The organism is Exiguobacterium sp. s63 (genome assembly GCF_018617335.1).
Lineage (GTDB): Bacteria > Bacillota > Bacilli > Exiguobacteriales > Exiguobacteriaceae > Exiguobacterium.
In genome coordinates this window covers 70,534-88,147 of record NZ_JACSKB010000002.1, presented here as the reverse complement: position 1 = coordinate 88,147, position 17,614 = coordinate 70,534, and the positions used below count along the sequence as shown (strand labels likewise).

Annotated in this window: 15 protein-coding genes; 8 read left to right on the top strand and 7 right to left on the bottom strand. The window is 48.2% G+C overall.

Annotated features, from left to right (window positions below):
• Window positions 1-12: 12 nt before the first annotated feature.
• From KNO90_RS07220 to KNO90_RS07210, 3 genes are all read right to left on the bottom strand, one after another.
• Window positions 13-846, bottom strand: coding sequence for a sugar ABC transporter permease (locus KNO90_RS07220; protein WP_214739424.1), 834 nt, complete (start codon window positions 844-846; stop codon window positions 13-15).
• A gap of 1 nt (window position 847) precedes the next feature.
• Window positions 848-2,200: a sugar ABC transporter permease gene (locus KNO90_RS07215; protein ID WP_214739422.1), complete on the bottom strand. Its 1,353-nt coding sequence runs from the start codon at window positions 2,198-2,200 to the stop codon at window positions 848-850.
• A 105-nt stretch (window positions 2,201-2,305) separates the two neighbouring features.
• The gene (locus tag KNO90_RS07210; RefSeq protein ID WP_214739420.1) at window positions 2,306-3,571 is read right to left on the bottom strand and encodes an extracellular solute-binding protein; all 1,266 of its coding nucleotides are present in this window, start codon (window positions 3,569-3,571) and stop codon (window positions 2,306-2,308) included.
• Between the two features lie 370 nt (window positions 3,572-3,941).
• Between KNO90_RS07210 and KNO90_RS07205 the strand changes: the two genes are divergently transcribed.
• Window positions 3,942-5,726: a glycoside hydrolase family 13 protein gene (locus KNO90_RS07205; protein WP_214739418.1), complete on the top strand. Its 1,785-nt coding sequence runs from the start codon at window positions 3,942-3,944 to the stop codon at window positions 5,724-5,726.
• 159 nt (window positions 5,727-5,885) lie between these two features.
• Window positions 5,886-7,244 (top strand): MATE family efflux transporter, encoded by a 1,359-nt coding sequence (locus KNO90_RS07200; RefSeq protein ID WP_214739416.1) that lies wholly within the window; start codon window positions 5,886-5,888, stop codon window positions 7,242-7,244.
• 23 nt (window positions 7,245-7,267) lie between these two features.
• Here KNO90_RS07200 and KNO90_RS07195 read toward each other — a convergent pair whose 3' ends face one another.
• Window positions 7,268-8,002, bottom strand: coding sequence for an enoyl-CoA hydratase/isomerase family protein (locus KNO90_RS07195; RefSeq protein ID WP_215113321.1), 735 nt, complete (start codon window positions 8,000-8,002; stop codon window positions 7,268-7,270).
• A gap of 151 nt (window positions 8,003-8,153) precedes the next feature.
• On the opposite strand from KNO90_RS07195, the gene ybaK reads away from it, so the two are divergent.
• The 6 genes from ybaK (at window position 8,154) to KNO90_RS07165 (ending at window position 13,395) form a co-directional block, all read left to right on the top strand.
• Window positions 8,154-8,618: a Cys-tRNA(Pro) deacylase gene (gene ybaK, locus KNO90_RS07190; protein WP_215113320.1), complete on the top strand. Its 465-nt coding sequence runs from the start codon at window positions 8,154-8,156 to the stop codon at window positions 8,616-8,618.
• Window positions 8,619-8,637: 19 nt separating this feature from the next.
• The gene (gene pssA, locus KNO90_RS07185; protein ID WP_215113319.1) at window positions 8,638-9,336 is read left to right on the top strand and encodes a CDP-diacylglycerol--serine O-phosphatidyltransferase; all 699 of its coding nucleotides are present in this window, start codon (window positions 8,638-8,640) and stop codon (window positions 9,334-9,336) included.
• Window positions 9,337-9,424: 88 nt separating this feature from the next.
• On the top strand, window positions 9,425-10,174 hold the full coding sequence (locus KNO90_RS07180) for a carotenoid biosynthesis protein (protein ID WP_215113318.1): 750 nt from the start codon (window positions 9,425-9,427) through the stop codon (window positions 10,172-10,174).
• Window positions 10,140-10,838 carry a lysophospholipid acyltransferase family protein gene (locus KNO90_RS07175; RefSeq protein WP_215113317.1) on the top strand — a complete coding sequence of 233 codons (699 nt, stop codon included), beginning with the start codon at window positions 10,140-10,142 and terminating at the stop codon, window positions 10,836-10,838. Before KNO90_RS07180 ends, KNO90_RS07175 begins: the two co-directional genes overlap by 35 nt.
• Complete coding sequence (locus KNO90_RS07170) at window positions 10,835-11,902, top strand: glycosyltransferase family 2 protein (protein ID WP_215113316.1); 1,068 nt, start codon at window positions 10,835-10,837, stop codon at window positions 11,900-11,902. The genes KNO90_RS07175 and KNO90_RS07170 overlap by 4 nt, the downstream gene beginning before the upstream one ends.
• A 26-nt stretch (window positions 11,903-11,928) precedes the next feature.
• Window positions 11,929-13,395 carry a phytoene desaturase family protein gene (locus tag KNO90_RS07165; protein WP_215113315.1) on the top strand — a complete coding sequence of 489 codons (1,467 nt, stop codon included), beginning with the start codon at window positions 11,929-11,931 and terminating at the stop codon, window positions 13,393-13,395.
• A gap of 438 nt (window positions 13,396-13,833) precedes the next feature.
• On the opposite strand, the gene KNO90_RS07160 is transcribed toward KNO90_RS07165, so the two are convergent.
• The 3 genes from KNO90_RS07160 to KNO90_RS07150 are packed head-to-tail and all read right to left on the bottom strand — an operon-like array spanning window position 13,834 to window position 17,610.
• Window positions 13,834-14,673: a phytoene/squalene synthase family protein gene (locus KNO90_RS07160; protein ID WP_214739401.1), complete on the bottom strand. Its 840-nt coding sequence runs from the start codon at window positions 14,671-14,673 to the stop codon at window positions 13,834-13,836.
• Window positions 14,642-16,120, bottom strand: coding sequence for a phytoene desaturase family protein (locus KNO90_RS07155; protein ID WP_215113314.1), 1,479 nt, complete (start codon window positions 16,118-16,120; stop codon window positions 14,642-14,644). The genes KNO90_RS07160 and KNO90_RS07155 overlap by 32 nt, the downstream gene beginning before the upstream one ends.
• Window positions 16,117-17,610, bottom strand: a complete 1,494-nt coding sequence (locus KNO90_RS07150) for a phytoene desaturase family protein (protein ID WP_214739397.1) — start codon at window positions 17,608-17,610, stop codon at window positions 16,117-16,119. The genes KNO90_RS07155 and KNO90_RS07150 overlap by 4 nt, the downstream gene beginning before the upstream one ends.
• Window positions 17,611-17,614 lie beyond the last annotated feature (4 nt).

Below are 17,614 nucleotides of genomic sequence, written 5' to 3'. Positions count from 1 at the left end.
CTTTTACGAGTATTATCCTTTCGTACCACCCGCTGTGAGGCCAGAAACGAAGTAGCGTTGGAACATGAAGAACAAGATGACGATTGGAAGGGCTGAAAGGACAGCTCCTGCCGCGAATAACGTAAAGTTGTTATCGAACTGTTTCGAGATCATGTTGTAAAGACCAACTGCCAATGTTTGTTTCTCTGGTGAACGAAGGACGAGCGATGCCAAAATGAAGTCGTTGAATGGTCCCATGAAGTTAAAGAGAGCAATCGTTGCGACAATCGGCTTCGCAAGTGGCAAAATAATTTGCCAGAAGATTCGGAGGTGACCAGCACCATCCATACGGGCTGCTTCGTCAAGTTCTTTTGGAATCGTGTCGAAGTAGCCTTTCGCCAAGTACGTGTTCATCGGAATCGCACCACCTGCATAAAGCAAGATGAGCGCTGTATGTGTGTCAAGAAGGTTAAGCATATTGAGCAATACATAAATCGCGATGATTGCAACGAACTGTGGCACCATCTGAAGGACGAGGAACAAGACGAGTGAGTTCTTCCGTCCTACGAAACGATAGCGTGAGAAAACGTATCCAGTAATCGTGACCAAGATGACAGAAAGTGCCATCGTGATGAAAGCGATTTTCAACGTGTTCACATACCATAAACTATAATCTGAAATCGTTAGGTCAAACAAGTTTTTATAGTGAACAAATGTCGGATTCGATGGAATGATGGTTGACGTAATCGTACGCCCTGGGTTGAACGACGTTCCGACGACCCAAAGCATCGGATAGAGAATGATGATCGACGCAAGCGTCAAGATGACATACGAGATCGCCAAATTGATTCGTTTTTGTTTTTTCATATCAGATCATATCCTCGTCTTTGAAAGATTTTGTCCGACGGAACTGGATCACGGCAAGTGTCATGATGAAGAATGACAAGATAAGTGTGATCGCAGCCGCAAGTCCGTATTGCGGGTTGGCACCGAGTGACAATTTGTAAATCCAAGAAATCAAGATGTCGGTACCACCGGCCGTTTGTCCAGGTACAGCAGGGCCACCGCCATTAAAGAGATAGATGATGTTGAAGTTGTTGAAGTTGAACGTGAACTGCGTGATCAAGATTGGCGCAGTTGCGAACAAGAGCATTGGCAACGTGATCAAACGGAACTTGTCAAAGATGGTTGCTCCATCAATCGTTGCCGCTTCATACAAGTCACCAGGAATCGACTGCAAGACACCTGTCATAAGTGTCATGATGAACGGGAAGCCGAGCCACCATTGAATGAGCACGAGTGCCGTACGTGTCGCTGTCGGGTCCGTGAACCAGTTGATTGGATCAAGACCGAGTGCGGGCAAGATCGTTGTATTGAACACCCCGAACGATTCGTTGAACATCGAACGGAAGATCAAGATCGTGATGAATGCCGGTACTGCCCATGAAAGAATCAAAATCGAGCGGAACAAGCGGCGGAATCGTAATCCTTCTTGGTTCAAGAGTACCGCAAGGAAGATCCCGATTGCGATGACACCTGTTGTTGAAGCGACCGTCCAAACGAGTGTCCATCCGAGTACCCCAACGAACGTGTCACGGAAGATATCGATTTCAAAAATACGCGTAAAGTTCTCAAATCCGACCCATTCGACGAGTTTCGCTGGTGGTGCGTTGTTATAGCGATAGTTCGTGAAGGCGATCAAGAACGTAAAGATCAATGGAAGAATAACTGTAAACACTAACAAAATGAGTGATGGGATTAACATTAAGTATGGGAATCCATTATCACGCAAGTTGCGCAGTTGCATTTGGAACGATGGAAGGTTTAGATGCTGATCACGAGCGCGACCGACACGATAGGCGTCACGAATGTTCCAAACATAGAACGCAATTCCGAAGAATAGTAAAATTAACGCGACAATCCCCTCGACCATCAAAAAGATGGAGTGGTCGTTACGAGGTCCTGGCACTTCACCAAGCGTGATCAATCCCCAAAGTCCTCCACGGTCACCTGGTCCGGCGCCCGCCCCTTTGAAAAATAGATCATAGTTTACGGCAAAATAAGATACGATGACGATAAAGAACGCTACCGCTTTCGCGTATTGTTTGTTGTATACCTGTCCGAGTCCCGGAATGATGGAAAGTAGTCCCGCGTTCCGAGCATGGTTTGTTGGCTTGTCCGGGCGTTGGTCCGGTGTTTTAGGGTTCGCAATTGCAGCCATCCTCAGTTTCTCCTTTCGATTTGAGCAAATCAATCAAGCAAACGTTTGCTCAATGCTAGAAAATGATGGGGAACGCCGTATGGCGTACCCCGTCATTTCAATTCCTTATTGGTTGTTCGCTTGGATTTGTTGCTCGATGACTTTCACTGCATCGTCTGCAGATTTCTGTGCATCTTGTTTACCAGTCGCTACAAGTTGAAGTGCTTGTGCCATTGGCTCCCAAACTTGTCCCATTTCAGGAATGTTTGGCATTGGGATTGCGTTTGTTGCTTGGTCGAATACCGCTTTCGCAACTTCGTTCGACGTGATTGTCTCGTTCGACTCGAGTGCTGCTACTGGTGGGATCTCGTTGTATGCTTCAAACATTGCCAATGCGTTTTCTTCATTTGTTAACTCTTGAAGGAACTTCTCAGCCCACTCTTGGTTCTCTGTGTAAGCTGAAAGGGCATATGTTTTCACACCCATGAACGTCTTGATTGGCTCACCGTTCGGAAGTGTAGGCATTGGAGCCGCACCGAGGTTTACGCCAGCATCTGTGTAACCAGCAACTGCCCATGGTCCGTTCATGACTGAATGAGCTTTCTTCTCAGTGAAGAGTTGGTCCATCGCTTGGCCACCAGACTCACCGATCAATCCTTTAGGGAAGAGACCTTCTTGGTACCATTTACCGATGTATTCGAATCCTTCAACTGCACCTTCGTTGTTCAAACCAATGTCCATTGGATCGAGTGCGCCACCGTCTTCTTTGAACACGTATCCGCCATATCCAGCGACTACACCGTGTGCAAAGTAGAAGTTATCCCAAAGTGCGAGGAATCCGTATTGCCCGTCAGCTTTTACATCGTTTGACAACTTGTAAAGGTCGTCCATTGATTTTGGAGCTTCAGACATCAAATCTTTGTTATACATAAGAACTGGTGTTTCAACTGATTTCGGGTATCCGTAAGCTTGACCGTCAAACATAACTGCTGATTTCGCAGCATCTGTGAATGAGTCGAGCACGCTCTCATCAGAAAGTGGTGCCAAGTGACCTTGGTCAGCGATTGTACCGATTTGGTCGTGTGGTACAAGAACGATGTCTGGACCTTTACCAGCTGGGCCATCAAGGGCAAGCTTGTCTTTTTGATCCGTCATCTGTACTTCGACGACTTCCACTTTTACGCCGTTCTCTTCTTCGAACTTCTTCGCAACTTCTTTCGTTGTCTCAGACTTTTCGATATCTTCCCAGATGACGATTTTTTCAGGCTTGTTATCATTCGAAGCCGCGTTATCTGTTGAAGATTCGTTGTCCGTTCCGCCACCACATGCAGCAAGTGCACCGAAAGCGAATACTGCTGTTGAAAGTCCTGCTACCATTTTTTTCATCTTCATGATGAAAAACCTCCCCAAGGAAATAGTATGGTCAGATTTGCGCAATCGCACGACCATGTCAATTGAAAAACTCCGCTACGAAATTGACATGGTAGTGAAAACGTTTGCATCCTCACCTCAATTTTTATTATACAGTTGTGAAAGCGTTTTACAAGTCTTTTTTTACACTTTTTTTACGTCTGTTGACCCATTTATGTAATTTTTAAATTTGTTGTTTAAATTCATCATATTTTAAGCGTTTCAGCAATTGACAAAATGTAAACGCTTTATTACCCTTTGCTTGAGCAAACGTTTTCACAACATCTGTTCTCTTTGATTCCCGATGTTGTAAAATGATGTCATCCCCTATAGAGAAAGGAATGTTTTCCTTATGATGAAAGAAGCGATTTATCACCGTGCGATGTCCCCGTTCGTCTACAAATATGACCGAGAGACGATTCATATTCGTTTCCATACGAAACGTGGCGATATCGAATCCGTTGATTTGATTTGGAACGACCCTTACGACTGGCACGCAGAAGATCCAACGATGTGGAACTTTGACCCAGACAAACCGAGCTATTGGCGTACATATGAAACCCCGATGGAGAAAATCGGGTTCGACGATGCCTATGACTATTGGTTCATCGCCATCAAGCCACCGTTCCGACGCCTTCGTTACGGATTCCGTTTGAACGATGGCCAAGAGACGGCCGTCTATACGGAAAAAGGATGGTTCGAAGAAAAACCGCTTGATGACACAGGCTACTACTTCTGTGTGCCGTTCATCAATCCGATCGATATCTTCCATGCCCCACTCTGGGTGAAAGATACGGTATGGTATCAAATCTTCCCAGACCGTTTCGCCAATGGCGATGCATCACTCAACCCAGAAGAGACGTTGCCATGGAACTCGACAGAGCCGACGACGACGAACTTCTTCGGTGGCGACTTCCAAGGGGTGATCGACCATATCGATCATTTAGTCGAACTCGGAATCACTGGCATCTACTTCTGTCCAATCTTTAAAGCGACGACGAACCATAAGTACGACACGCTCGACTATATGGAAATCGATCCACAGTTCGGGACGAAAGAGAAATTTAAAGAGATGGTCGACCTGTTACATGAGAATGGAATTAAAATCATGCTCGATGCCGTCTTCAACCACGTCGGATATCATCACCCATGGTTCCAAGACGTCGTCGAGAACGGACCAGCTTCTGAATATCGCGATTGGTTCTATCTACGCGAGTTCCCGATTGCGACAGAACCGAAGCCAAATTATGATACATTTGCCTTTGAAAAAAATATGCCGAAGATCAACACCGAGCATCCTGAGTTAAAAGCTTACTTATTAGATGTCGCCCGTTACTGGGTCGAAGAGTTCGGCATCGACGGATGGCGTTTAGACGTTGCCAACGAAGTCGACCATGCGTTTTGGCGTGACTTCCGCAAGGCCGTCAAAAATGCGAACCCGGAAGCCTATATCCTCGGGGAGATTTGGCACGATGCGCAACCTTGGCTACAAGGTGATCAGTTCGATGCCGTCATGAACTACCCGTTCACGAATGCGAGCTTGAACTATTTCGCCCTCGACCGGACATCTGCATCTGAGTTCCGTAACGAACTGACGCGAGTCGAGATGATGAACACGATGAACGTCAACGAAGTTACCTTCAACTTGATCGATTCGCACGATACACCTCGTGCGTTGACGCGGGCGAAAGGTCATAAAGGCAAGTTCAAACTCTTGATGACGTCGATGCTAACGTATACGGGTAGCCCGTGTATTTACTACGGGGACGAAATCGGACTTGAAGGCGAACAAGACCCAGGTTGCCGTCGCTGTATGCCATGGGATGAAGCCGAAGAAGACCGCAACCTATTCCGCTACATTCAAAAGCTTATCCAGCTTCGTAAGGACCACCCTGTACTCGCCAACGCCGGCTCGTATCGCTTCAACCTAGTCGACGATGCGAACAATGCCGTCATCATCGAGCGGTGTACGAAAGATGAAACGTATCTCGTCTACTTTAACAACTCGGACTCTGCTTCGAAACTGAATCCGCTCGGTTATACAGGAGCAGCCACGGACCTCTTGCATGACCGTGACCTCGACTCACTCGAAATCGAACTCGCACCATTCAGTGCTGCTATTCTGAAATTGAAATAAATTCGAAAATCACCTGATTTCTTCGGGTGATTTTTTTGTTGAAAATAATTTAGCAAACCCCTTTCTTTTTCATTTCATAAGGAGTAAGATGACCATTGACATTTTTATAAGATTAATAGTTAACAGAGAGAATTATAGAGAAAAGGGAGAATACACTACATGCAGACGAAACAAACGGAACAGCTCACCCTGTTCAAACTGTCGTGGCCGATTTTCATCGAACTCGCCCTCCACATGGGAACCGGGATCATCGCCACATTGATGCTCGCTCACTACTCAGACGCCGCCGCTTCAGCCGTCGGGGTTGCCAACCAAATCTTAAACGTGTTCTTGATCGTCTTCAGTGTGACGTCTGTCGGGGCGACCATCTTGATTGGTCAGGCCATCGGGGCACAGCGCATGAAGAAGAGTCGTGACTTCGCCCGCTCCGCCGTCAGTTTGAACATGTGGCTCGGTGCGATCATGGTCGTCGTCATCTTCTTGTTCGGTGAGACGTTCTTACGCTTGTTCGGACTATCGGACGAACTGTTCGCGCACGGACTGTTGTTCCTACAAATCGTCGGCTTGTCGTTATTCACCGAAGCGCTCATCATGGCGCTCAGTTCGATTCTCCGAAGTCATGGAATGACGAAGCACGCCATGCTCGCGACGCTTCTAATCGATATCATCACCGCCGTCGGAGCCATTTTTGCAGTGACCGGCTGGTTCGGACTTCCGGTCACTGGCGTTGCCGGTGTCGCTTGGGCCATCGTGATTGCACGATTCGCCGCCATGCTCCTCTTGTTCTGGCTCGTCAAACGGAAGCTCATGATCCGTTTCCCGTTAAAAGAAGTGATTCGTCCGAAGAAAGATGACATCCAGTCACTCCTTCAAATCGGCGTTCCATCTGCCGGGGAGAACTTGTCGTATCAAGCTTCACAGATTATCATCACCGGATTTATCGCGACGATGGGGGAAGCCTCTCTCGCCGCTCGTGTATACGTCATGAACTTGTCGATGCTCGCCTTCTTGTTCACCGTTGCCGTCGCGCAAGGGACACAGCTCTTGATTGCGCGAGATATCGGAGGCAAACGTTTCAAAGAGGCGTACCATCGCGCCGTCAAGACCTTGAAGATTGCCATGTTCGCCTCGTTCGTCGCCTCTCTCGGTTTAGCGGTGTTCAGCGAGTCGCTACTCGGACTCTTCACGTCAAACCCTGACATCATCGCGGTCGGTGTGCCGATCTTATGGGCAACGCTCATTTTAGAGCCGGGTCGCGCCATGAACATCGTCCTGATGGGATCGTTGAAGTCCGTTGGGGACGTCCGCTTCCCGGTCATGATCGGAATCGCCTCGATGTGGGGTGTCGCCGTGGCGTTCAGCTACTTGTTCGGTCTTCAAATGGGACTCGGCATCCTTGGGATTTGGCTCGCCTTCTCTCTCGATGAATGGTTCCGTGGATTCTTCGCGTTCCGCCGTTGGAAGTACGGAACGTGGCAACAAAAAGGCTTCCAGTTCGAAGCCAAATCAACCACATAAAAAAGCGGCCGCGGCCGCTTTTTTTATTTCATCAAGAATGCCTGCATCGCCTGGCGATGCACGTCCGTGTCCCCACACTTCCGTTGCCACTCGATTTCTTCATTCAATCCTTCTTCAAATGAAGTGGCTCGCATGAGCGCCTTCATCCCTTGAACAGCGACCGCTGATTTCGCAGCAAGCGACTCCGCATATGAAGTCAATCGCTCCGTGTATCTCGCATCTTCCACGAGCTCGGTGACGAGCCCGAATGTCCGTGCGGCTTCCGAGTCAATCGTACTGCCACTCCAGAGCCAATCTAACGCGAGATCGTCTCGCATGAGTCGACGTAAGTGATACGGACCGCCCGCATCCGCCACCAACCCGATTTTAATGAACGCCGAACTGAACTTCGTCGATTCAGCGACGATTCGAACATCTGCCGCGAGTGCCAAACTGAGTCCTGCTCCTGCGACAACGCCATGAATCCCTGCGATCAGTGGCTTCCGGCAAGATGCAAGCGCCCGGACGAGTGGATGATACACATCTTCTAAATATTCCCCATAGTCCGCATCGCTCTCAATCGTCAAATCTTGTCCCGATGAGAACGCCCGCCCCTCGCCGACGAGGACGATGACGCGAACCGCGTCGTCCTGTTCAAATTCATCGATTGCCGTTTTCATCTCACGAAGCAACGTCTCATTCAAGGCGTTCATCTTTTCAGGTCGGTTTAGTTTTAACCAACCTACCCCATTGTGTGTCGTCAATTGAATCGTTTCCACTTTTATTCCCCCTTCAAAAATGAATCACTGTTCATTTCTTCGTCATTCCGTCAAATTCCTTCCTTTACTGAAAAGTTTTTTGAAGTTCAATTGCCGGGAAGTTGGTTGATTTGCTATTCTAAAAGAAGTCGGTCACGAAAGGATGAGTCAGATGCAGCTGACAAACGCCGCTCGGCAGTTGAAACAGAAGAAAATCCCGTTCACCTACCATACGTACGAAGTGGATGAAACCGATGTCTCGGCCAAGCATGTGGCAATGACATTGAATAAGCCGCTCGAGGATCTGTATAAAACGATTTGTCTCATGAATGAGAAAAAGCAATACGCCTTCTTTCTCATCTCTGGAGAGCGTGACATTGATTTAAAAGCAGCCGCAAAAGCTTGGGGGGCGAAGAAAGCATCGCCTGTTCCAATGAAAGAACTTGAGACATTGACCGGTTACATTCGAGGCGGCGTCTCGCCGATTGGAGCGAAGAAAACGTTCCCTGTGTATTTACACGAGGTAGCTCAGGACAAAGAGACGATTATCATCTCTGCCGGAAAGCGTGGCTATCAAATCGAATTATCACCTAAAGATTTATTGCAATTTACAAACGGTCACTGGTTCAGCCAATGACCTCACTGGGGGCAAAATTATGTGGAAAGAACGCATCCGTTCGTGGGTTCCAAACTCTTTTACGTTCGGAAATTTATTTTGTGGTGTCGTCGCGATCGTCTACGCCGCACGTGGTGACTTCTCTAACGCCACACTGTTAATTATCATCGCAATGATGCTCGATAGTTTGGATGGACGACTCGCCCGTATGCTCGGCGTCGCTGGCGATTTTGGAAAAGAATTGGACTCGCTCGCTGATATCGTCACATTCGGTGTCGCCCCGGCGATGCTCGCTTATTATACGTTTTTTATTGATTACGGCAATTATGGATTGTTTTTCGCGGCACTCTTCCCGTTATTCGGTGCCTATCGCCTGGCGCGCTTCAATTTATCTGCGACGAACGTTGCAGCGAGTTATTTTTCTGGTGTCCCGATCACGGCCGCAGGTGGTCTCCTCGCTGTCATCACGACGTTCGGTGATCGCGTTAGCGAACTGTTGACGCCCATCTTCTTCACAGGGCTCGCCCTGTTGATGGTCAGCCGTGTCCGTATCCCGAGCTTTAAAGATGTTCCACTGCCACGTCACTCATTCATCATTACAATCAGTCTTGTCTACGTGACCTATATGATGTTCGCCCGTTGGAAAGAATGGCCGACGTTTTGGTTCATCGCTGTTCCGTTTTATATTTTATTCATCGCCTTCTCGTTCGTGAAAAGACGGAAGCGGATGGCTAATTGAGAGTCTCGTTCGACGAGGCTCTTTTTTGTGCATGCATTTGTTAGACGGAGACTCAGATGAGCTTTAGAATGAGAGAAGAGGTGATGGAATGAAAGTGTATCCGTTTATTTGGAAGTGGTTTATCGTTTGGTATTTCATTGGGTTGATTTTAGTTGGGTTCGATTTACTTCCGCCTTGGCTCGAGTGGGCAAACCCCGTCTTTTTATGGCTAGCCGGGGCGATTGGTGGAACGATTCTTTATCAAGGAATCCGGCAAGGTGTTTGGATTGTTCCGTTTATTTTCTTCGGTTCAATCGCAGTCGAAACACTCGGTGTGAAAACGGGGTTCCCATTCAGCGAGTACATCTACGCTGAGGCGTTCGGTCCGACAGTGTTTGGAGTCCCTGTCACAATCGGTGCGGCATGGCTTGCCGTGATCGGATCTAGTTTCGCTGTGGCCCGTCTCTTCACGTTCCGCCAACATATAGTATGGCTTGTCCCGATTCTGGCCGTATGGCTCGATATGGCGATCGATCCTGTGGCGGCAAATGTGAAAGGCTACTGGGAATGGGCAAATGATGGGCTATATTATGACATTCCGACACAAAACTTTATCGGTTGGTTCGGGTTATCCCTCATTTTCTCCTGGCTGTTACAGCGTCACGAACGAACAGTCGACTCCTTGTTCATTCGGCACGGCGTCTATTTGTTCGTCATGCTACATGTGCTCTTCGGCGTCACCGCTGTCAATGCCGGTCTCTATGGAATCGGTTTGCTCAGCATTCTCACATCGGGAGTGATTCTACTTGAAAGGAGAGGCCGCGATGATCGAGTCACACAAAAAGAAGTGGTTCAATAATGTATTTTCAACGTTCGTACGGGAACGTCAGATTCGTCCAACGTTCCATAACATCTATATTCGAGCGGACGATGTCCCGACTCCCGGACTATTTTTAAGTACACATAGTGCATGGTGGGACGGCCTCATCATGTATATGATCAATGAACACTTTTTACGACATGACATTCATGTGTTGATGGATGAGGATGGACTAAATCGCTTCCCGTTCTTTCGGCATCTCGGTGCCTTTTCGGTGAAAAAAGGTAGTCTCTCAGACGTACGTGCCTCACTTGCCTATGCGAATGAATTACTAACGTCTGGGAAATCCGTATGGATGTTCCCTCAAGGACAAGAGATGCCTCAGGAACTGCGCCCCGTCGAGATTGAATCGGGTGCGACATTGTTACTGAACGACCACCCCGTGCAGTTATGTGCCATGTACTATTCGTTCGAGAGCCATGCGGAGCCACTCGTATATGTACGCTTCCGGAAAATTGTCGTAACGGCCACGACACGACGAGCTCAAAAACAAGAGATTGCGCAAGCACTTGAAGAACTCTATGACGATGTTCGACAAGACGTCATTATACGGTCTGACGCCTATATCCCGCTCTTTCGACCACGTCGCAATCTGGCTGAATGGACGGAAACGTTGCTTCGACTCGGGAGGGGACACTCATGATTTTATGGATGATTACCCTCCTCATGTTCATTTTCACCGTCGTCAATCTATTGTTTTTAAGACCGCTTGCCGCTCCAGTACGGTCAAAAGAAACGGCTGTCTGTATTCCGATGCGCAATGAGTCACGACACGTCGACCGATTGATTTCAAATTTGAAGCAGGCGATACCGGAAGGGACTCATGTCTACATCTATGAGGATCGTTCCGAAGACGATACATACGAAAAATTGAATCGAGCCATCGCGGACGACGCTCGTTTTACAATCATTCAAGGAGTCCCGTTGCCAAGTGACTGGGCAGGAAAAGTTCACGCTTGTCATCAGTTGGCGATACGCACCACGGAACCGTATCTCTTGTTTTTAGATGCGGATGTCACGATTGATTCAAGTTTTATCGCACGCATGCATGCGACACTCGTCCGTGAGCAGGCTGTCTTTTTATCCGGGTTCCCCCAATTTCCGACGTCCACATTTCTCGGGAAATTATTGATTCCCATGCAACACGTGCTCATCGCCCAACATCTCCCATTGTTTTGGCGTAAAGTGAAACACCCTGCATTTGCGGCGGCGAACGGGATGAACGTTCTCGTCGAGCGAAGCAGTTATGAGGAAGTCGGTGGACATGCCGCCATTCGAACGTCATTGATTGATGATATCGATTTATGCCGAACATTCAAACGTCATCAAAAAATCACCTCACTCGTCCAAGTCTCTCCATACATCTCTTGCGATATGTATGAGACGAACGAAGAAGTATGGACCGGGTTTTCAAAAAACGTATTCAAGGGAATGAATGAATCAGTAGGACTCGCATTGTACTTTATGGCGTATTATGGCATCCAGTTGACCGCCATGCTTGCTTGGATTTTTTCACCGAGTTGGCAGACCATCAGTGCGGCACTCTTCGTGCTGTTTGCACGTCTAGCCGTCGATCTCAAATCAAACGGCACCGGTACATGGTACCATCCGCTCAGTTTAATCGCTTACTTGACCTTACTCGGGAACGCCGTCATACGTAAATGGAGACGGTTGCCGATCACGTGGAAAGGTCGTCACTATTCCTAAGTAGACGTCTTAAGGGGGACACATGTATGAAACAAATTGTTGTGATTGGAGCTGGACTCGGTGGACTTAGCGCCGCCGTCACGCTCGCAGCGCGTGGTTATGACGTCACGGTCATCGAGAAAAATGAACATGTCGGCGGGAAACTCATGCCCGTCATCACCGACGGTCACCGGTTCGACTTCGGTCCGAATACGATTACGATGCCGGACGTATTCCGTTCGGTCATCCGAAATAGCGGTGCCAATCCGGATGACTATTTTGAGTTAATCAAACTCGACCAGCATACCGTCAACCACTATTCCGATGGATCATCCTTCACATTCAGCGCTGACCGGGCAAAGCTTGAAGTCGAAGTACGACGATTGACGGGTAATCAATTCAAGCATAATCAAATGCGTGCCTATCTCGATGAAGCAGAGAAATTATTCGCTATTGCAAATAAACGCTTCTTCACACAAATGGAGACAAAGTTAGATCCTGGTCTTTGGGCGGACATGGTCAAAGTACACCCACTTCAAAGTTTGCATGCCCTTCACAAGAAATACTTCAAGGACCCGCGTATCATCCAGGCACTCGATCGCTATGCGACGTACATTGGAAGCAGCCCATACGTGACACCCGGAACGTTTGCCCTCATCGCACATTTGGAATTGAATGAAGGCGTCTATTTTGCGAAGGGTGGGAACTGGAATATCGCAAAGGGATTCGCCAAACGGGCAAGCGAACTCGGCGTGACGTTCCGTCTCGGTCATGAAGTGACGAAGATTGATGTGTTGAACGGAAAAGCACATGAGGTCGTCGTCGATGACCAAGAAGTCATCTCGTGTGACGCTGTCCTTCTTAATGGCGAACTCTTGACGCAATACCCACGACTCGTCGATGCCAAAGACCGCCCCTCTTTCCCGGTCCCGACGCGTGACACCGTCGAACCGTCAATTTCTGCGTTTGTGTTGATGATCGGATTGTCGAAACGATTGAACTTGGCGCATCATAACGTCTACTTTTCAGATGACTATGAACGGGAATTTCAGGCACTCTTTCAACAAGAGCGCTATGCGGACGAACCGACCATCTATATTTCGAATTCATCCGCCACGGACCCATCGATGGGCGAAGCAGGCGATAACTTGTTCATTCTCGTCAACGCGCCAGCTCACCTAACCGAAATCGATGCGGATACGTATGAACATTTGATTCGTCGCCGTTTACGTGAATTCGGTGTGGATTGGGAGGATGACGAGGTGCTCTATCATAAGCGTGTGACCCCGCAAGATTTGACCCGCGATTTTTATGCGTATTACGGGGCACTATATGGAACATCGGCCAACTCGAAAAAGGGTGCATTCTTTAGACCTGAAGCCCGGTCGACGGACGTCTCGAACATTTGGTTTGCGGGAGGTTCGACCCATCCTGGAGGCGGCAGCCCGATGGTGACGCTTTCAGGACAATTCGCCGCACGATCGATGTTAGAGGACATACCTCTGACAATATGAACATTTTGTGAACGCGAGTTTCGACACTTGTCGACAAGTTGGAGACGTGATAATATCATATTCGAGTTCAAGCAGTTCTGTAACGTTTGTTACACCTGTAGCGATCGAATGGCTTCCCCGAGCCAAATCGCGTTTTGAACTTGTCACACCCGAGAAAGTGATGAGCGAGTTTCCCCACTCGTATCCCGTAGTTGAGACAGCTTGCGTATGATGTTCCCCCTTAGTCCATCAAGCATCCTGTTTCAGCGAAGATGTCCCTATGATTCATTCCCCATGAATCCCGGCACATCTTTAGGGCTTCATCACAAACCGATTCATTCATTTCCCCGATGAATGAATCACATAACGCTTACGCCACTTTTGGTCCCCCGCCAAAAGTGGTTTTTTTTACGCAAAAAACTGTAGGCGCTAGGATGCGCCTACAGTGAATCGGAATTCTTATAGCTTGGCTAGCAACTTTCCTTTTTGTAAGGTCGATACGTATGCCCGTTTTGTAAAAACGTCGTATCCATTCGCACGTGCAGCATCTAAAATCCCCTCGTAGAGAAGGGCTGCCGCTTGCACCGGTTTTCGACTGGCGAGCGGATAGAGGTGATGGGTCGCACGTGCCCGTTCATACAATAATTCGGCACGCTTCGCCAACGCCTCCCACAGGTCGATAAAGGCAGGCGTCACTTCTCGTTGTTGTAACATCTCTTCATTCACACCATACTGTCGCATCATCGTACGTGGTAAATAGATGCGGTCTCGGTTCAAATCTTCACCAACATCTCGCAAGATGTTCGTCAGTTGCATCGCGATCCCGAGGTCTATTGCACCTTGGCGAAGCTGACGTTGTGTCGCTTCGTCCTGATTTGGGACGAGGATCGGAAGTAACATGAGCCCGACCGTGCTCGCTGCATAATAGCTATATTGCTCCGTTTCTTCGAGCGTCTCATATCGAGACTTATGTAAATCCCATTTCATTCCTTCTGCCAACTCAAAGAAAGGGTCGACGTCCATCTCATAGCGTTGCCACACATCACGCAAAGCGACCCATAGTGCTTCATCTAGATGGTAACCAGCCAAAAAGCGATCAAAATCATGCAAAAATGCTACCAAACTCTCTTCTGGACGGTCTGATTCATCGACCGCATCATCGAGGGTGCGACAGAACGTATATACGGCCATGACCGCTTGACGATCAGGTTTTGAGAGCAAAGAGAAGGCCCGATAAAAGGTCAACGAGCCCTTCTTCATGATTTCCTCACATTGACGATACGCTTCTTGTGTCGTCACGATGTATTGCCCCCATTTCTTCTTCCATTTTTTTCACGAGTAACTGTGACCCGATCATGACAATCGGCACACCTCCACATGGATGAACAGATGCTCCCACCGCATAAAGGCGTTCGATTTTCGGATAAGGTCTTGCCTGAGGTTTAAACGCGGCTGACTGCGATAACTTTGGTGCAATCCCAAAGCTTCCTCCCTCGAACAAGCCGAATCGCTCGGCATCCATCGGTGTCCGGACTTTCATCTCGATGACTCGTTCACGAATATCAGGTATGAATGTCTCGATTCTTCCTAATAGATGTTCGATGGTTCCTTGTGACTCAAAGTCTTCCTGCTCTAACTTCCGAGGGACCGGAACAAGAACATATAACACGCTCGTCCCTTCTGGCGCGAGCGTCACATCGATACGCGATGGGTTAAAAGTGTACATCGCAGGATACTCACTTAGTTTACCATCCTCGAAGATTGTACGCATCGATCCTTCAAAATCATTTGGTAAATCGAATTGATGAACCGGTAGATCGAGTTCGCCGTTGACGGTAAAGTATAGGAGTAACGTACCACTTGACGGTTCATACGTCTTTGGCGTCACACCATCAATCAGTCGCTCCATGAGCGGGAAATCACCATTCACGACGACGGCATCATACGGTACATATTCATCATTTACCGTGATTCCATTTGCCACCCCATCCGTGACATGGACACGATTGACGGTAGCGTTCATGACGAAACGAACACCGCGCCGCTTCAGTTCTTGTTCCATTTTCGTCGCAAGTGAGAAATATCCTCCTTTTACATACCAAACGCCCTCTTCTTGTTCACGATAAGGGATGAGTCCATATAACGAAGGAGTGGCATAAGGATTCCCACCGATATAAAGGGTCTGCAGACTATAGGCGACGCGTAAACGTTCGTCTTCAAAGAAGCGTTTCATGTTCGCATGGGCCGTTTCATATGCTTTTAAACGCATGAGTAATAAAAGGAGCTTCGGCTCGAACAGTTCGGTCTTCGATGAATACCCGCGGTCCAAGAACGTATCAAACCCAATTCGATACTCGTCTCTTTTTTGAGACATATATTGACGGAACGCATCCCCTTCTCCAAACATTCGCTCAATTTCTGCTGCCTGTCGCTCAATCTCCCGATATTTATAAAACGAGGTTCCGTCTTGATAACATAAGCGATAGAGTGGGTCGACTTCGAGCAACTCCACGTCCGCCTCAGGAAGACCTGCTTCGATTAACTGTTGCCTGAGTTTGCTCGGTAACAAGACGATTGTCGGACCTTCGTCAACTTTCGCACCGTTTTCAAATGCAACATAGTTTAATCGTCCGCCCACGCGCGCTTCTTTCTCATAGATTGTGATTTGAAGCGACGGATGACGTTTCGTCAGTAAGAGGGCGGCGTACAGTGTACCGACCCCTGCGCCTACAAAGCTGATGTTCATCGGCCGACACCTGCCCGGTCACGTAATAGATTTGTTGTGATGCGAGCTGATTCAAAGATAGTCGGAAGACCGCTTCCTGGGTGAGTCCCACCACCGACGAGCCAGACGTTATCGAGCTCTTCGAACTGATTATGCGGACGGAAATACATCATTTGCGATAAATTATGCCCTAGATTGAACGTTGCCCCTTCATAGATACCGAACGCTTCCCAGTCCTCTGGAGTTAACGTTTCCATCACTTCGATGTGTTGACGAACGTTCCGATATGGGGAACGGGTCTCAAGGGCGTCAAGGACGCGCTCTGTCATCGTCGCCTGTAACGCTTCCCATGGAAGACCAGATAAATTGTTCGGGACCGGTACGAGAACGTAGAGGGACGATTTTCCTGCAGGTGCAAGCGTTGGATCGATGCGTGAGGCATTTTGAACATAGAACGAGAAATCGTCGCTTAGTTTCAACTCTTTCGTCATTTCTTTGACGTTCAACTCGTAATCGTCCGCAAAGTGAATCGAGTGATGTGCCACGTCCTCATAGACATGGTTCAATCCAAGATACAACATGAACGTTGAACAGGAGTAGCGTTTCTTCTTCAATTGAGCCGGACTCCACTTTGATAATTGACCGTCTGGAACGAGCGACGTCATCGCATGAGCAAAATCGGCACCAATCACGACTTCGTCGAACGCATAGTGGACACTTCCTGCCACAAGTCCCGTCACTTTTTTGTCCTCTAAGAGCAGACGTTCCACTGGTTCACCGAGTCGAATGACACCTCCATCTTCTTCAATCACACGCGCCATCGCATGACAAAGCTGGTTCACGCCACCGATTGGGTGATGAACCCCGTAAGCGTGCTCCATATATGAGAGGATGGAGAAACCGCCAGGACACTCCCAAGCGGACATTCCTAAATATTTGGCTTGGAACGTAAAGGCGTACTTCAACTCTTCACTCGTGAAATACTCGGATAAGACGTCATATAACGATTTACCGATTGAGAGGAACGGTAATGCTTTAAGCACGCGCAATGAAACGTAGTCAGTTAATTTATCATGAGCTGTTTGTAAGACTGGCATCAATTTTGACAGTTTGATCGCCTGTTCACTCATGAACCGTTCATATCCTTCCCCATTTCCCGGGAATTGTTCTTCGATGGCACGATGCATCTCGTCACGATCTGTCGTCATCGAGAGTTGACGCGTCCCACGATCAAAATACAAATCATACATCGGTTCGAGTTGTTTCATCTCAACGTAATCGTGTAGATCTCGACCTGTTTCTTCGAAAATCTCTTCTAAAATGTATGGCATATTTAAAAAAGTAGGTCCTCGGTCGAACGTGAACTCACCAACTTGCAGGCGTGATGTCCGGCCTCCCACGAACGGTTGTTTCTCAAATACGGTGACATCTACTCCACGATGCGCCAGTAGCATCGCAGCAGCCAATCCACCGGGTCCTGCCCCAATAACGGCAACTCTTTGTTTCGACACACTC

What these genes read in the sequence shown, in the direction of transcription:
- KNO90_RS07220 (WP_214739424.1), bottom strand. Translation starts at nt 846, where the DNA reads ATGAAAAAACAAAAACGAATCAATTTGGCGATCTCGTATGTCATCTTG.
- KNO90_RS07215 (WP_214739422.1), bottom strand. Translation starts at nt 2,200, where the DNA reads ATGGCTGCAATTGCGAACCCTAAAACACCGGACCAACGCCCGGACAAG.
- KNO90_RS07210 (WP_214739420.1), bottom strand. Translation starts at nt 3,571, where the DNA reads ATGAAGATGAAAAAAATGGTAGCAGGACTTTCAACAGCAGTATTCGCT.
- KNO90_RS07205 (WP_214739418.1), top strand. Translation starts at nt 3,942, where the DNA reads ATGATGAAAGAAGCGATTTATCACCGTGCGATGTCCCCGTTCGTCTAC.
- KNO90_RS07200 (WP_214739416.1), top strand. Translation starts at nt 5,886, where the DNA reads ATGCAGACGAAACAAACGGAACAGCTCACCCTGTTCAAACTGTCGTGG.
- ybaK (WP_215113320.1), top strand. Translation starts at nt 8,154, where the DNA reads ATGCAGCTGACAAACGCCGCTCGGCAGTTGAAACAGAAGAAAATCCCG.
- pssA (WP_215113319.1), top strand. Translation starts at nt 8,638, where the DNA reads ATGTGGAAAGAACGCATCCGTTCGTGGGTTCCAAACTCTTTTACGTTC.
- KNO90_RS07180 (WP_215113318.1), top strand. Translation starts at nt 9,425, where the DNA reads ATGAAAGTGTATCCGTTTATTTGGAAGTGGTTTATCGTTTGGTATTTC.
- KNO90_RS07175 (WP_215113317.1), top strand. Translation starts at nt 10,140, where the DNA reads ATGATCGAGTCACACAAAAAGAAGTGGTTCAATAATGTATTTTCAACG.
- KNO90_RS07170 (WP_215113316.1), top strand. Translation starts at nt 10,835, where the DNA reads ATGATTTTATGGATGATTACCCTCCTCATGTTCATTTTCACCGTCGTC.
- KNO90_RS07165 (WP_215113315.1), top strand. Translation starts at nt 11,929, where the DNA reads ATGAAACAAATTGTTGTGATTGGAGCTGGACTCGGTGGACTTAGCGCC.
- KNO90_RS07155 (WP_215113314.1), bottom strand. Translation starts at nt 16,120, where the DNA reads ATGAACATCAGCTTTGTAGGCGCAGGGGTCGGTACACTGTACGCCGCC.